The 13651-nt window shown below is 37.6% G+C and carries 11 protein-coding genes and 1 pseudogene; 5 read left to right on the top strand and 7 right to left on the bottom strand.

All coding sequences use genetic code 11. The features are described from left to right. Positions 1 to 8 precede the first annotated feature (8 nt). The 4 genes and pseudogenes from ACDG22_RS14115 to ACDG22_RS14100 all read left to right on the top strand — a co-directional run bounded on the left by ACDG22_RS14115 (position 9) and on the right by ACDG22_RS14100 (position 5923). Positions 9 to 2003 (top strand): SusD/RagB family nutrient-binding outer membrane lipoprotein, encoded by a 1995-nt coding sequence (locus ACDG22_RS14115; protein ID WP_270230441.1) that lies wholly within the window; start codon positions 9 to 11, stop codon positions 2001 to 2003. Positions 2004 to 2237: 234 nt separating this feature from the next. After that, positions 2238 to 3527, top strand: coding sequence for an alpha-L-fucosidase (locus ACDG22_RS14110; RefSeq protein WP_370859009.1), 1290 nt, complete (start codon positions 2238 to 2240; stop codon positions 3525 to 3527). Between the two features lie 11 nt (positions 3528 to 3538). Continuing rightward, positions 3539 to 4606, top strand: a pseudogene (locus ACDG22_RS14105) (carbohydrate-binding family 9-like protein); the annotation flags it as partial. A 78-nt stretch (positions 4607 to 4684) separates the two neighbouring features. Further along, positions 4685 to 5923 carry a PNGase F N-terminal domain-containing protein gene (locus ACDG22_RS14100; RefSeq protein ID WP_040311950.1) on the top strand — a complete coding sequence of 413 codons (1239 nt, stop codon included), beginning with the start codon at positions 4685 to 4687 and terminating at the stop codon, positions 5921 to 5923. Between the two features lie 55 nt (positions 5924 to 5978). Here the strand turns inward: ACDG22_RS14100 and ACDG22_RS14095 are convergent, their stop codons facing one another. Both ACDG22_RS14095 and ACDG22_RS14090 read right to left on the bottom strand, forming a co-directional pair. Beyond that, positions 5979 to 6722, bottom strand: a complete 744-nt coding sequence (locus ACDG22_RS14095; RefSeq protein WP_007568113.1) for a copper homeostasis protein CutC — start codon at positions 6720 to 6722, stop codon at positions 5979 to 5981. Positions 6723 to 6777: 55 nt separating this feature from the next. After that, positions 6778 to 7455, bottom strand: coding sequence for a YczE/YyaS/YitT family protein (locus ACDG22_RS14090; protein WP_007568115.1), 678 nt, complete (start codon positions 7453 to 7455; stop codon positions 6778 to 6780). A 128-nt stretch (positions 7456 to 7583) separates the two neighbouring features. Here ACDG22_RS14090 and ACDG22_RS14085 point away from each other — a divergent pair, with 128 nt between their 5' ends. After that, positions 7584 to 7886, top strand: a complete 303-nt coding sequence (locus tag ACDG22_RS14085; protein WP_022126335.1) for a GNAT family N-acetyltransferase — start codon at positions 7584 to 7586, stop codon at positions 7884 to 7886. Between the two features lie 53 nt (positions 7887 to 7939). Here the strand turns inward: ACDG22_RS14085 and ACDG22_RS14080 are convergent, their stop codons facing one another. From ACDG22_RS14080 to menB, 5 genes are all read right to left on the bottom strand, one after another. Then, positions 7940 to 8341 carry a putative signal transducing protein gene (locus ACDG22_RS14080; protein ID WP_022126336.1) on the bottom strand — a complete coding sequence of 134 codons (402 nt, stop codon included), beginning with the start codon at positions 8339 to 8341 and terminating at the stop codon, positions 7940 to 7942. A 12-nt stretch (positions 8342 to 8353) separates the two neighbouring features. After that, a complete protein-coding gene (locus tag ACDG22_RS14075) occupies positions 8354 to 10480 on the bottom strand; it encodes a cation:proton antiporter (RefSeq protein ID WP_022126337.1) in 2127 nt (708 codons plus the stop codon). Positions 10481 to 10540: 60 nt separating this feature from the next. Next, on the bottom strand, positions 10541 to 11674 hold the full coding sequence (locus tag ACDG22_RS14070) for an AMP-binding protein (protein ID WP_270230439.1): 1134 nt from the start codon (positions 11672 to 11674) through the stop codon (positions 10541 to 10543). A gap of 8 nt (positions 11675 to 11682) precedes the next feature. Further along, a complete protein-coding gene (gene menC / locus ACDG22_RS14065; RefSeq protein ID WP_022126339.1) occupies positions 11683 to 12735 on the bottom strand; it encodes an o-succinylbenzoate synthase in 1053 nt (350 codons plus the stop codon). An 87-nt stretch (positions 12736 to 12822) separates the two neighbouring features. Further along, positions 12823 to 13647 carry a 1,4-dihydroxy-2-naphthoyl-CoA synthase gene (gene menB / locus ACDG22_RS14060; protein ID WP_007568128.1) on the bottom strand — a complete coding sequence of 275 codons (825 nt, stop codon included), beginning with the start codon at positions 13645 to 13647 and terminating at the stop codon, positions 12823 to 12825. Positions 13648 to 13651 lie beyond the last annotated feature (4 nt).

Here is a 13651-nt window from a genome sequence, read left to right as displayed (position 1 = left end):
GATATTACATGAAAACGATTAATAATTTATTTTGGGGGTTAGGCCTGATTAGTTTGGGGTTAACTTCATGTTCTGACTTTGATGAGGTGAATACAGATCCCTCTAAGACAGAATTAGGATCTGTGAAATCGTATTATGCATTGAATCAATCGTTCAGCAAGATTCAAATGGATCCTAGTACAGGTGAACGTGTGTATGTCTATAATTGGGGTGAAGGAGCGCGTTTCATCACAGAAAAAAAACATTTGTCTATAGGTAACTATGATGATGATTATATTAGTTCCTTTTACTATCCTGCAATTGCTTATTCTATTAATAATGCAACATTAGCTGTTCAAATTGCAGAAAGTCCTACAATTGAGATAGCCGATCAAAAGTTTTATCCAAATATGAAGCAGTTTGCTCGTATTTGGCGTGCATATTTGTTAGGACAGTTTACAGATTGTTTTGGTCCTTGTGCTTTGCCTCAGGATTTAACAGGTGGACTTAACCCTGTATATAGTAGTGAGAAGGAAACATACAATTATATTTTAGATGAATTATCGGATGCGGTTAAAGCTATTGATATAACAGTTGAACCAACTGAAGATCAAGCTAAATGTGATCCTTATTTTGGTTATGATGCAAAAAAATGGGTTAAATATGCAAATTCATTGCGTATGCGTTTGGCTATGCGTTTAAGTAATCTGAAAGATAAAGATTCTGAAATGTACAATAAGGCTATAGCACAATTTAAGGATGCAGTTTCTGATTTGAGTAAGACTATCAGTGAAGATGTTGATATTATGGAAATTGTACAAAATAATGGATGGGATGATTACTCAGGACCATATACAAGATCTTATAATCAACATTGTTTGTCAGGAACTTTAGCTAACTTGATGACTAATTTGGGAGGTATTTCTATTCAAACTCAGCGTCCTGATATTGATTCTAAATATATTAAACCTGCGAATTATTTAGGAAAGCGTTTTGAAAAACATTTTGTGCAGAATACTGATAATCCAACTAAGGGATATTGGTTAGATGGTCTTCCTGAAAATTTGGATCCTCGTGCATTAAAGTTGTATTATCTGCCCTATGATTCAAAAGCTGATAATATGATTGATATCGGTACAGAGGTAAAGAAACTGAAAGGGACTTTTGGATTAATATCTTTTGAAAATGATAAAGATACAATTAAGATAGATGGTACATATTGTTGGAATGGTATACCTGCAGGAACAACAACAAGTTTTTCTCCCTCTATGTCCAAAAATGAATTGGCTAATAGTAGTAGTGCACGTTTGAATAATTATCCAATTTTGGGTTCTCAGGCAAGAAATGCAGAGGAAAAAATGGTTTATTTTGGTCCATGGGAAACATATTTTCTTATTGCAGAAGCTTTGGAACGCCAATGGATTACTTCTGGAGATGTGAAAGGTATTACAGCTGAAGAAGCCTATAATAAAGCTATTGAGTTAAGCTTTATACATTTTGGCGTTTCTGAATATTACGAAGATTATATTAAATCTGAAACTTATAATCGTATTGGAACTTCTGTTGCATACACTCATACAACTCCAGCTTCTGCTGAAACTATGCAGTATATTGATGGCTATACGAATAAAAATGCGACTGTACAATATCAATATCCTGATGGTTCTCGTACATTATATGGCGGTCAATTAAATGATCATTTGTCTAAAATATTTACCCAAAAATATATAGCTCAATTGCCATATCTAGTACAAGAATGTTGGTCTGATTATCGACGTGTTGGTTTACCGTTCTTTGATATTCCGGCAAACGAAAAAATGATGACTGGTACAGATATGACTGAATGGAAGCCAGACTCATGGACTTCTGGACAAAAATGGCAGTATTATCCACAACGTATGAGATATCCTACGACACTTAATAATGCTAATGAAGCAGAATATAATCACGCGTTGGAATTATTGGGTGGTAATAATACTACTATGATTCCATTGTGGTGGTCATTAGGAAGTAATCAGAAATAATTATAATTAATAAAATAGCCTGACAGCCTGTTAGCAGATACTTTGTCTGCCCTAGAATGGTTGTTGGGCTATTTTTGTTTATTTAAGGAAATAAGTTTTTATAATGTATAAGATGTACTTTCTTCGTTGGAGTGAGTATGTCACATTAGCTATAATGAATTTTAATCATATATAAGAATGAGTAAACGATTATTTGCAGCACTATTTTCTATTAGTGTAATTGTTGCTCCTGTGATGAGTCAAACACAACCTAAGGACCAACAGGATACACAGAAAGAAAAAAGAATGGAGTGGTTTGCAAATGCCAAGTTAGGTATTTTCATCCATTGGGGTATTTATTCTGTAAAAGGAGTTTCTGAAAGTTGGTCTTTCTTCAATAAGTATCTGCCTTATGAGGAGTACATGAGTCAGAAAGATGGATTTACAGCTTCGAAATATGATCCTAAAGCATGGGTTGACTTAATAAAAGAGAGTGGTGCACGCTATACAGTTATTACAACCAAGCATCATGATGGAATGGCTTTGTGGGATACAAAGGCGGGAGAACTCAGTACTGTAAAGTGTACACCAGCTAAACGTGATTTAATAAGTCCTTTTGTGAAGGAAGTTCGTAAGCAGGGATTGAAGCTGGGATTTTACTATTCATTGCTGGACTGGTCGCATCCTGATTATCCAAATATGACACGTACAGAGGTTCGTTATAAAGATGATTCTGTAAGGTGGCAGCGTTTTGTAGATTTCAATATGGCACAGCTGAGTGAATTGAATAAAACCTGGAAGCCTGATTTGTATTGGTTTGATGGAGACTGGGAACAAACAGCAGAAGCTTGGAACTCTAAAGGTATCGTTGATTTGTTGAGATCTGATAATAAGAATGTAATTATAAATTCGCGTATTCAGGGATATGGTGATTATGCTACACCCGAGCAGGGAGTTCCTATTGTTCGTCCTGAAGATAAGTATTGGGAGCTCTGTATGACTATGAATGATTCTTGGGGATATCAGCATACAGATACAAACTATAAGTCACCTTTTATCCTATTGCGTACATTTGTCGATTGTCTGAGTATGGGTGGAAATCTGCTGCTTGATATTGGACCGAAGGAAGATGGTACAATTCCTGAAGAGCAGGTCGCTATTTTAAAAGAATTTGGTCGTTGGACTAAAAAACATAAAGAAGCTATTTACGATACTCGTGCTGGTATTCCGACAGAGCACTTCCAAGGATATACAACTTTAAATAAAGGTGGAGATATCTTGTATCTTTATTTACCATATAAGCCTAATGGACCTATCGAAGTAAAGGGATTGATGAATAAAGTTAATAGAGTGTGGGTTGTCGGTAATGGCTCCATGTTGTCTTATAAAGTGTATAACAAAAATTACTGGAGCGAGGTTCCTGGCAATTTATATATTGATGTACCAGAACACGTACTGGATCCACAGATAACGGTAATTGCTGTATTGTTGGATGGTCCGGTTAAGTTATATCGAGGAGCAGGTCAAGTAATTGAAAGTAATTAATAAAAATAACCATGAGAAAACAACTAGTATGTAGTGTGCTTGCGTTGGCTATGGGAGGACAACTTCTGGCGCAAAATTTGTATTCGAAGTATAAGCGTATGCTAACTTTGCCCGCAGGGTATGTATGTTATCGCGTAGATGGAAAAATTAAGGTAGATGGAAAACTGAATGAAGCTGACTGGCAGAAGGCACAGCCCACTTCTTCTTTTGTAGATATAAGTGGAGAAGGACTTGCTAAGCCGTGTTATGATACTTCTGCTAAAATGCTGTGGGATGATAAGTATCTTTATGTTGCTGCTACGTTGCAGGAAGATGATATTAAGGCGAAGCTGAATCAGCGAGATACAATTATTTACCATGACAATGATTTTGAAGTTTTTCTCGATCCGGATTGTGACGGGCAGAATTACTTTGAAATAGAAACTAATGCAAAAGCTGTTATATTTGATTTGATGTTGGATAAGCCTTATCGTTCTGGAGGAAATTTCATGATTCAGTGGGATTGTCCGGGACTTCAACTGGCTGTACATCGTGACGGGACATTGAATAACTCGAAAGATAAAGACAAACAATGGACTGTAGAGATGGCTATTCCTCATAAAGCATTGACTGTAAATTTCTCTAATCCTGGAGAAGCTGGAAAATATTGGCGTATTAATTTTTCACGTGTGCAGTGGCTGAAACCGGGACAGCGTGAAGAAAACTGGGTATGGATGCCAACTGGTAAAATTGATATGCATATGCCTGACAGATGGGGATTCTTGTATCTTTCAGATAAAGTTATAGGACAGGGTACTGATACGTTTAAATATCCTTATAATATGGCCGCATACAAATTATTGTGGGCAATGTTTTATGCACAGCAAGATTTTTATTCAAAAGAAAAAAGATACTTGCGCGAAAAAGAAAGCTTCTGCCTGACAGCTGCTGAACTGAATACTCTACCGGCAGGTACAGATATTTCAGTAGAGGCTACTACTCATAGTTTTCGTATCGCTATCAGTGTACCGGAAGAAAATGTACGCTATGTAGTAGACAATCTTAGCAAATTTACTTGCGAACCAATTACCGTACAAGAATAAATAAAAAATTCGAGTTCTTTGATTTATAAGAACTCGAATTTTATTAATCTGAAAGCATTAGAATTTAACATAGACATGAGAACAATCTTTATTCTTTTTTCTCTGCTGTTTACATTAACAGTAAATGCAGCCAGTCATAAGGAGCTGCCAGCTAAAGGTAACTTAAGCCTACAGGTATTTGATAATGCGAATGTGCGTTTTTTGCCTAATACATATCCAAGCTTTTCGGAAGCAGATAGTGATGGCATTATTCATTTAGTGAATGGGCGTATTATTTTGAAGAAAATCCAGATACCTGATTATCAAAGAGACGTGACAGTTAGTTTGAAGGTTACGGTAGCATCGAATGGGGACAGATGGGATAAATCTGGATCTTGTTTTGTTTTACCTAAGAATTCGGCTGTCAATTTGTTGAGTATAGCACAAGGGAAAAATAAATTTCCTGAGGTTGATAGTCTGAAATTAGAAAATATGGTTGGTATAATACCTGGAAAAAACTATTTGCCTACCATCGAATTGATGCGCTTTATGACACCGTTTGGAGTAGGACATTATAGTGAAAATGATGATTCTTTATCTAGCAAACGTCGTCCTGTATATATCCCTAAATGGGAGAAGTGCGTACAGTGGGAACAGGATATTACCGACTTGTATGCTGCGCTTAAAGGTGAAGTGTATGTTGGTATTTTTATTGATACTTGGACAGCAGAAGGATATATTGCCAGTATGGAACTGAATATTAAGGAAACTCCGATTGCATGTGAAAAACTAATACGTCGTCATGTAGAACCGTTGATGAATACGGTATATTATATTGGACAGTCGTATCCGGATATTTTTGCACGTAAATCTGTTTCTGCTGATTTTGTTCTTCCTAAAAATGCGAAGAATGTACGTCTGAAATATATTGTAACTGGTCATGGCGGTCATAGCGGGGGTGATGAGTTTGTCCAAAAGAAGAATATTCTTTCGGTAGATGGAAAAGAAGTATATAGTTTTATCCCATGGAGAGATGATTGTGCTTCATTCCGTCGTTTTAACCCAGCTACGGGAGTATGGCTTATAGAACGTCTTGCTGCTTATATTAGTGAAGATGGATATAAGACAAAAATGGTAGAGGAACCTTTAGCATCTTCTGATTTATCTCGTTCGAACTGGTGTCCTGGGTCGGACGTTGTTCCAGAGGAAATTCCTTTGAAAGAACTACAGGCTGGTAAACATACTTTTACTGTAAGTATACCCGATGCACAACCAGGAAATGGAGAAGAACTGAATCATTGGTTGGTTTCTGCTTATTTGGTATGGGATGAATAAATGAAAGAATCTGTATAATAAAAAATCCTCGGTTCAAAGAGCCGAGGATTTTTTATTATAGACTGGTAAGTGCATCAATTGTTCGTTTTACTCGTTGGGCTGTTGTGATTTCGCGTGTGTATTCATTAATAGAATCACTTCCCATCTTTACTTCCGGATTCGAAAAGCGCATGGCACTTTTTATCTTTTCCCGTGCAGAAAAGTGGAATTCACTGGCACCGCTTTCTGCTGCTAATTGGCGGATATTGTTTTCATTTACTCCACATCCTGCCATCAGGCTGATTCTACCGTTTGAATAGTCTACAAGTTTTCTTATTAAACCACTTCCTTCAGGGGCGGTAGGTTGCTGTCCTGAAGTCAAAATACGATGGATGTCCAATTCAGCTATTTCATCAAGTGCTTTAAAAGGATCTTTGCATCTGTCGAAAGCTCGATGAAATGTTACGGAACAATCACCTGCTGCTGTTCTGAGGCGTTTCATGGCTGGTAAATCAATCTCACCTTCAGGGGTAAGACATCCTATTACTATGCCATCCACGCCCGCTTTTCTGGCTAATTTTATATCTTCTTCCATAATTTCCAGTTCGAGGGGAGAATATAAAAAATCTCCTCCGCGTGGACGTATAATGACATGTAGTTTGATTTGAAGCATACGACGGGCAGTTAGGATTTCACCTAATGAAGGAGTAGTACCTCCTTCGGGGATGCCAGCACATAATTCTACTCGATGTGCTCCTCCTGCTTGGGCAGCAAGACAACTTTCTACAGAGTTGGCACAGATTTCAAATTGATAGTTCATGGATAAGAATTCTAGTTAATGGAGATTATTGATTAAAATTTTTTCTTTTGAGCTTTTATTCATGTTTTATGGGTATGATGCGGTATAATGTTTTTCTTGTCATGACTTTATAATTCAGAAAGTTAACAATATATCCGGTGATACAAGCTGCTATGACTGAGCCTTCTCGAACTCCTTCTATACGCATGGTGAAAGCCAGTGATATAAGAATGGCCAGACTAACCAGTGTAATATCTACATAAACTTTTACATTACCGAATTTTTTATTACAGCGTCGGGCTATATATTTCACAAGTCCTTCAGCGCTCATCATTGCTGCTTTAGGTTTGATTTCTAACACTACGCCTATGGATTGAATGATGCATCCTGCCAGTAGAATTCCTACAGCCATACCATAGTTACTTGGAACAAGATTGCGGATGAGTATCATGTTTAAATCGATAAAAGCAGAAAATATAAAAGAAAAAGGTATCTGCAATAAAATTTCTATGGTATCCTTACGTGTCCCATATTTGCCGCTTGCCAGCCATAGTTGGATGATAATCATGAGCAGATTTACAATAAATGTCCATGTACCGAGGGATAATGATGTGTTGATGCTTAATACATAGTTCATACTTGAAATGGGTGTAGTTCCTAAGCTGGAATGAACAATTAATGATATACCCATTGCTAAAAAATACAGACCTGCGATGAATACTAAATATCTTTTTATAAGACTTTCTTTTTCCATATCGTTATATGAATTTTATTTCTGCAAATTTCATGTATTTTTTTGAAATAAGATTCATTGATTCTTTTTTTAATATTCTTTAATTTTGTATATTGCTTCAGATATATAAATCTTTAAACTTTAGTAATATGGATATAAAACATAATGCAGAACAAAGAAGATTTGAGATAGAAGTTGATGGATATAAAGCTCATGTAGCTTATAGTATTCATGATAATGGTTTGGATATTCGTCATACCATTGTTCCGTCAGAGATAGGGGGGAGAGGAATTGCATCTGCTTTGGTGAAAGCCGCTTATGATTTTGCTCTTGAAAATGCCCTGAAGCCCATCGCTACTTGTTCGTACGCTGTAATATGGTTGCAGCGTCATCCGGAGTATCAAGGGGAAATAAGTAAGGACTATTGTGAAGGAAACTCGTGTGCACTATAGTGAATGAACGCTTCCTGATGATTTTTATAAAAGTCATCAGGAAGCGTTCATTTTTATGCAACTGGATTTTCAAAATGTTTCCCACATTGCTTACAAATGTATTCCCAATGTTCTGTTTTAAGGGGAGTTGCTGTAAGCAGAGATAAAAATGTCGCAAAGAGTGCACGTATTTTTTTCTCTTTTTTCAGGGCATATTCAATATTGTCGGAGTGGCAATATGGACAATATTTCATTTGTTTTGCTATTATCTCATTTTGTTCAAGTACTTTCAGAGCTTTTTCGTATTCATCTTCATACACAAAAATATCTACGCCAATATTATTGATATAGCCTTTTAGTATGTTTGAGCTATTTTCATTATGTAATATGCCAGCAATACCTTCGTTTTCTAAAGCTCCTAAAATAAGCCTTGCTTGAAACGAGCTGTCGCAAGTGATAAGCCTGACTGTTTTCATCTGGTTCTGATATTATAATTCTTTTGAAGACTTTCTAAACAACCTCCGTAAAATAGTTCCAGGTATGGTATATCTGAAAGTATTCAGCTCGTCTGTTCGTTCGTCTACTTTTTCCAATAATCCTTCAGCATCTTTCTCTGAAATGACACCATTTGATTCCATTTGCTTGATTGTTCTGCGCTCGTTACTTAATAACATGCGAATCGACTTTAACGTTAAAGCATGTTTGTAAGCTCTGGGGAAGTTTATAGCTAAACTGTCTATAAGTTCACTCATAGCTTTTATGTTCAGGTTTATTTCTTCTTTTAGCGTGTTTACAATCGATTGCTCATTGAGTAAGTCTGAGTTCTTTAATTCATCCAAGAATTTCAAATCTTCTTTCTGTAGAATGATAAATCCTCTTCCCAAGTCGTAAATTAGTGCGATGCGTTTACGGAAATAGAAGCTCATCAGGTTGTGTAGGTAGGGCTCTTTTCTTAAACTGTTCAGTAAAGCAGTCCGGTTGCAGAAACGAAATATTGAAAGGCGATTGTCTAATGGATATGTTCCGTCATGATCGTATAGTTCGTCTAATGAGTTCATTAATCTGCGGAAAGTACTTTGCGATATAATGCCTTCATCATAGAGTTGATGGCAGAGAGCCTTTTCTCTATCTAGTACACGTAAGCGAACTTCTGTAAGCATGGCATGAGTTCCTGCTGTATGAGTAACTTCCTGCGGCTTTGGAAAAATATAGTGTCTGACTTTTTCCCAATTGGTACCCTCCAAAGCATCACGCTTTTCTAAACGTTCCAGATATTTTTCTGAATTTTCACGAATGGTTTGCTGGATTTTATTTTCTAATATAATGCGTGCCGAGGGTATATTGATTAATCCTAATTTATTCAGCAACCATCGTGTCGTAGTAGCATTTACGCAAAGTGTTAATGTGACTATTCCGGCTGTGAAAAATAATACTTGGCTGCGTACCTCTTCAGGTATAGCAGGGGTATAAGATACCATTAAAGCCAGTGTCATACCTAATGCTCCACGTAATCCTCCCCATGTCAATATAACGGACTCACGTTTACTTAATCCATATCCCATTCTTTTCATAAGTGGATATAGTAACATTATCATGGCGAAGCGGAATAAGTTGAGGCAAATGTAAATCAGTATTAGAATTCCTAGTGCTCCCCATGTAAAATTGACTTTCTGGGCAATTACAATTCCTACCAAAATAAAAATCAGTGTGTTTGCGATATAGGTAAGGAGCTCCCAGAAATGTTCCATGAAATTATTAACTTGGGGTTTTAATCTTGGCTTACCTACGTAAGTGACAGTTAATCCAAAAACCAGCAGGGCTATGACTCCTGAAACTCCCAAATAATATTGAGAAACAATAAAGGTGAGATAAGCTGAGAGGATCACAGCACTGTTTTGGATCATTTCTTCTGAGTTTATTCGGGTAATAAACCAAATAACAAGGCGTGCCAGTAGGAACCCCAATAGTGTACTAATACTTACTACTTGTATAAATTCCATTACTGGTGAGGAGGAACTTCCTCCCGTTGCTGCATAAGTTCCGAAAAACAGCATGAAACATACGATACCTGTGCCATCATTTAGAAGTGATTCTGCGTCAACAAGTGTAGAGAATCGTTTACTGGTCTTTAATTCATGAAGTAAAGCAACGACTGCAACCGGGTCGGTAGCACTAATTAAAGCTCCGAACATAAGCGCAAGTCCCCATGTCCACGATTCAAATCCAGGAACAATATGGGCGATTCCTATTAATAATGTACCGGTAAGAAGCATACAAATGATCAGCCCCGGGACGGCAAGTAGAGTTGCATTTGCTAATGTCTTTTTGAATATATGCAGGTTGAGTTCATAAGCTGCATCAAAGATTAAAATGGGGAGAAATAAGTAGAGTATTAAATCAGGGTTGATATTGGCTACAGAGTTTACACCTTCTGACAGATCACTCCAAAAATTAAAAATTCCATAACGATTTAATAAACCTACTAACAGTCCGACGGCAAATAGTCCTACTGTATATGGAATACGTGTGTGCCGTAATAATGACTTTAGTAAAGCTCCGATAACAAGTCCACCAATAGTTAATAACAGTGGTGCCAAAAATGAAGTGTCTTCCATAAATATTAGTTGTTAGGGTATTCCTTTTTAAGCAAAGGTAACCATTTAAATATTCTTCTCCTATGTTTTATCTATATAATTTGAGGCTATTTGTCGTGCAACAGCTCTACTAGGCTTACCTGTATCAGTTAACGGGAGTGTATCTATTCGTATGATTTGCTTTGGACGCCGATAAGGAGGAAGTTTTTTTATGGATTCGTTTATTTGTTCGTGGTTTATATGAACCGCTTCTATTAATAAAACTATCCGCTCTCCAAATTTAGGATCAGGTACGGAGGTTATCATAAATGGACAATCGAGTAAGGGCTTGAGTTCTTTTTCTACTTGCTCGATTTGTACTTTAACTCCTCCTGTATTGATTGTGTTATCTTTTCTTCCTAAAATACGAAATAGTCCGTGTTGATTAAATTCTGCAATATCATTGGTTCTCAAAAGTTCTGAACATACTGAAGGTGCATGAATTATCAATGTATTTTCTTCTGATAAGCTGAGGCTGACATTATCAAATGGAGTGTACCAATCTGAGTGGTCACTTCCATTCAGTCGGCGTAGGGCAATGTGTGAAAGTGTTTCTGTCATTCCGTATGTGCTCCATACTGCGTGAGGAAACTCTTGCAGAGCTTTTCCAAGTGCATCATCTATAGCTCCTCCACCAATAATAAGATGTTGTATCTGCATGAGTAACTTTCGTTCAGACGGAACTTGTAGCGAATTGAATACTTGCATGGGAATCATGGCAGAAAATACCGGAGGAGTTTCTATGTTTTGCATCGGATGACCGCATGGAGGAATGGGAATGAGATTTAATCCCGCTACGAGTGAACGTACCACAACCATTTTCCCTGCTATGTATTGTAAAGGCATGCAGAGCATAGCACTATCGCCTTGATGTAGTTTGAGGAAAGAAATTGTTAGTATGGCACTATTCATCATTTTTCTTTTCTCTACCCAAAGCTCTTTAGGCTGTCCTGTTGAGCCAGATGTATGAACTTTTAGCGTGTTGCTGTCGTCAAACCATTCTGCCAGAAAATCAGCAAGGGAAGAATAGAAACTATCCTTTCCATATAGGTCATAGAATTTTTTCTGTAGAAGGCTTTTTCCGTCAGAAGCAGAAATCTTTGCTTCCGAAGCGGTATAACGTTCACCATTAATGGTAATAGTTTGTTGAGCTCTTTGAGTGATAAATGTTGTCATGGGCAATGTCATAATAGGAATTTGTTGAAGTCTGGTTCTTTTTCTTCTGGATGAAACCATAACCAATCTCCTTGTATATGAAGCGGATAATCGATATTATCAGTGAAAAGCATACCAGTTCCTAATCCTTGAGGTATATCCGGACTTAATGTTGCACACCATTGTGCGATGGCATTTAGTCCGATGTTAGATTCAAGTGCTGAAGTAACCCATGAACCAATTCCCCGTTCCTTGGCTAGTTTTATCCATTCAGTAGCCCCTTGTATTCCTCCATGAAGAGAGGGTTTTAATATGATATATTGTGGTCGGATTGTTTCGAGTAATTCTATTTTGCGTGCAATAGTGTTTATGCCTATAAGTTCTTCATCCAGAGCTATTGGAAAAGGAGATTGTTGGCATAGTGTTGCCATTTCTTTCCATTGACCTGCACGAATAGGTTGTTCGATGGAGTGTATGTGGAATGCATGTAAGCTTTCCAATTTGAAAGGGGCATCAGCGGGAGAGAACGCCCCATTGGCATCCACACGTAGTTCTATCTGCTCGGGAGAGAAATGCTGTCTTATATGCTCCAGTAGTTCAAGTTCTTTATTGAAATCGATTGCGCCGATTTTGACTTTAATACATCTGAAGCCCAATTTCATTTTTTCTTCTATGCGGGAATACATTTCATCGAAATTTCCCATCCATATGAGTCCATTGATGGGTATTTCTTTTTCTCCCTTTGAGAAAGGAGTGTCCCAAAACTGTAAATTGCCAGCTTTCAGGTGAGCAAATGCGGTCTCTAATCCAAACAGCATAGATGGATAAGGGCGAAGGGCTTCGTAATCAAGATAGCCATTTAACTCTGTCTGATGGCAGTGATAAGCCAGAATTTCACTATAGTCTGGTAAGTCGTCACAACTTAATGCTGGAAGTGGTGCACATTCTCCTACGCCATATTTTCCTGTTTGGGTGTCAGTGAGCAGTACATACCATACTTTACGTGTATGATAAACTCCTCTAGATGTTCCGGCAGGCTGCTTGAAGTGTAATGTTTTGGGGATGATTTTTATTGTATACATAGGCGTTTGATCTTGATCTGATTTAAAAAGGTACTTAGAAAGAAAAAACTTTCTGACGATATGTGCAGAAAGTTTTTTCGATATTGTTTATGGCATTTTAGGGAATTTGCTCCAGTCTGGTTTGCGTTTTTCCAAAAATGCTCGTCCTCCTTCTTGTGCCTCTTCTGTCATATAATAAAGCATAGTGGCATCTCCGGCAAGTTCTTGTATGCCGGCTTGTCCATCTAATTCTGCATTCAGTCCGGCCTTAATCATACGTAGGGCAAGAGGGCTATGTTGCATCATGGTTTCCGCCCATTCTACTACTTCATCCTCCAATGAATCGAATGGAACTACCTTGTTTACTAATCCCATTTCAAGAGCTTCTTGTGCTGAATACTGACGGCAGAGGAACCAGATTTCTCTGGCTTTCTTTTGACCGACGATACGTGCCAGATAAGAAGAGCCGAACCCTGCATCAAAACTACCTACTCTTGGTCCTGTCTGTCCGAATATAGCATTTTCGGAAGCTATTGTCAAATCGCAGACTACGTGCAGGACATGTCCTCCTCCAATGGCGTAACCATTTACCATAGCAATTACCGGCTTAGGTATGGAACGAATTTGTTTTTGCACATCTAGCACATTCAGTCGAGGAACTCCATCTGTACCGATATATCCTCCATGACCTTTCACATGCATATCTCCGCCAGAACAGAATGCTTTATCTCCAGCTCCAGTCAGAACAATGACGTTTATATCTTGACACTCACGGCAATAATATAGCGCATCACTTATTTCGGATGTAGTTGTCGGAGTAAATGCATTGCGGTAACGTGGACGGTTAATTGTAATTTTGGCAATTCCGTTATAAAATTCAAAAAGAATATCTTGATACTCTTTTATCGTTTTCCATTCTCTCTTTTGTGACATAGTG

Source organism: Phocaeicola coprocola, assembly GCF_041333015.1.
Taxonomy (GTDB): Bacteria; Bacteroidota; Bacteroidia; order Bacteroidales; family Bacteroidaceae; genus Phocaeicola; species Phocaeicola coprocola.
The sequence above is the reverse complement of the archived record's forward strand: the minus strand, read 5'-3'. Positions and strand labels throughout refer to the sequence as shown.

What these genes read in the sequence shown, in the direction of transcription:
- ACDG22_RS14075 (WP_022126337.1), bottom strand. Translation starts at nt 10,480, where the DNA reads ATGGAAGACACTTCATTTTTGGCACCACTGTTATTAACTATTGGTGGA.
- ACDG22_RS14110 (WP_370859009.1), top strand. Translation starts at nt 2,238, where the DNA reads ATGAGTCAAACACAACCTAAGGACCAACAGGATACACAGAAAGAAAAA.
- ACDG22_RS14090 (WP_007568115.1), bottom strand. Translation starts at nt 7,455, where the DNA reads ATGGAAAAAGAAAGTCTTATAAAAAGATATTTAGTATTCATCGCAGGT.
- ACDG22_RS14095 (WP_007568113.1), bottom strand. Translation starts at nt 6,722, where the DNA reads ATGAACTATCAATTTGAAATCTGTGCCAACTCTGTAGAAAGTTGTCTT.
- ACDG22_RS14100 (WP_040311950.1), top strand. Translation starts at nt 4,685, where the DNA reads ATGAGAACAATCTTTATTCTTTTTTCTCTGCTGTTTACATTAACAGTA.
- ACDG22_RS14085 (WP_022126335.1), top strand. Translation starts at nt 7,584, where the DNA reads ATGGATATAAAACATAATGCAGAACAAAGAAGATTTGAGATAGAAGTT.
- ACDG22_RS14070 (WP_270230439.1), bottom strand. Translation starts at nt 11,674, where the DNA reads ATGACAACATTTATCACTCAAAGAGCTCAACAAACTATTACCATTAAT.
- menB (WP_007568128.1), bottom strand. Translation starts at nt 13,647, where the DNA reads ATGTCACAAAAGAGAGAATGGAAAACGATAAAAGAGTATCAAGATATT.
- menC (WP_022126339.1), bottom strand. Translation starts at nt 12,735, where the DNA reads ATGTATACAATAAAAATCATCCCCAAAACATTACACTTCAAGCAGCCT.
- ACDG22_RS14115 (WP_270230441.1), top strand. Translation starts at nt 9, where the DNA reads ATGAAAACGATTAATAATTTATTTTGGGGGTTAGGCCTGATTAGTTTG.
- ACDG22_RS14080 (WP_022126336.1), bottom strand. Translation starts at nt 8,341, where the DNA reads ATGAAAACAGTCAGGCTTATCACTTGCGACAGCTCGTTTCAAGCAAGG.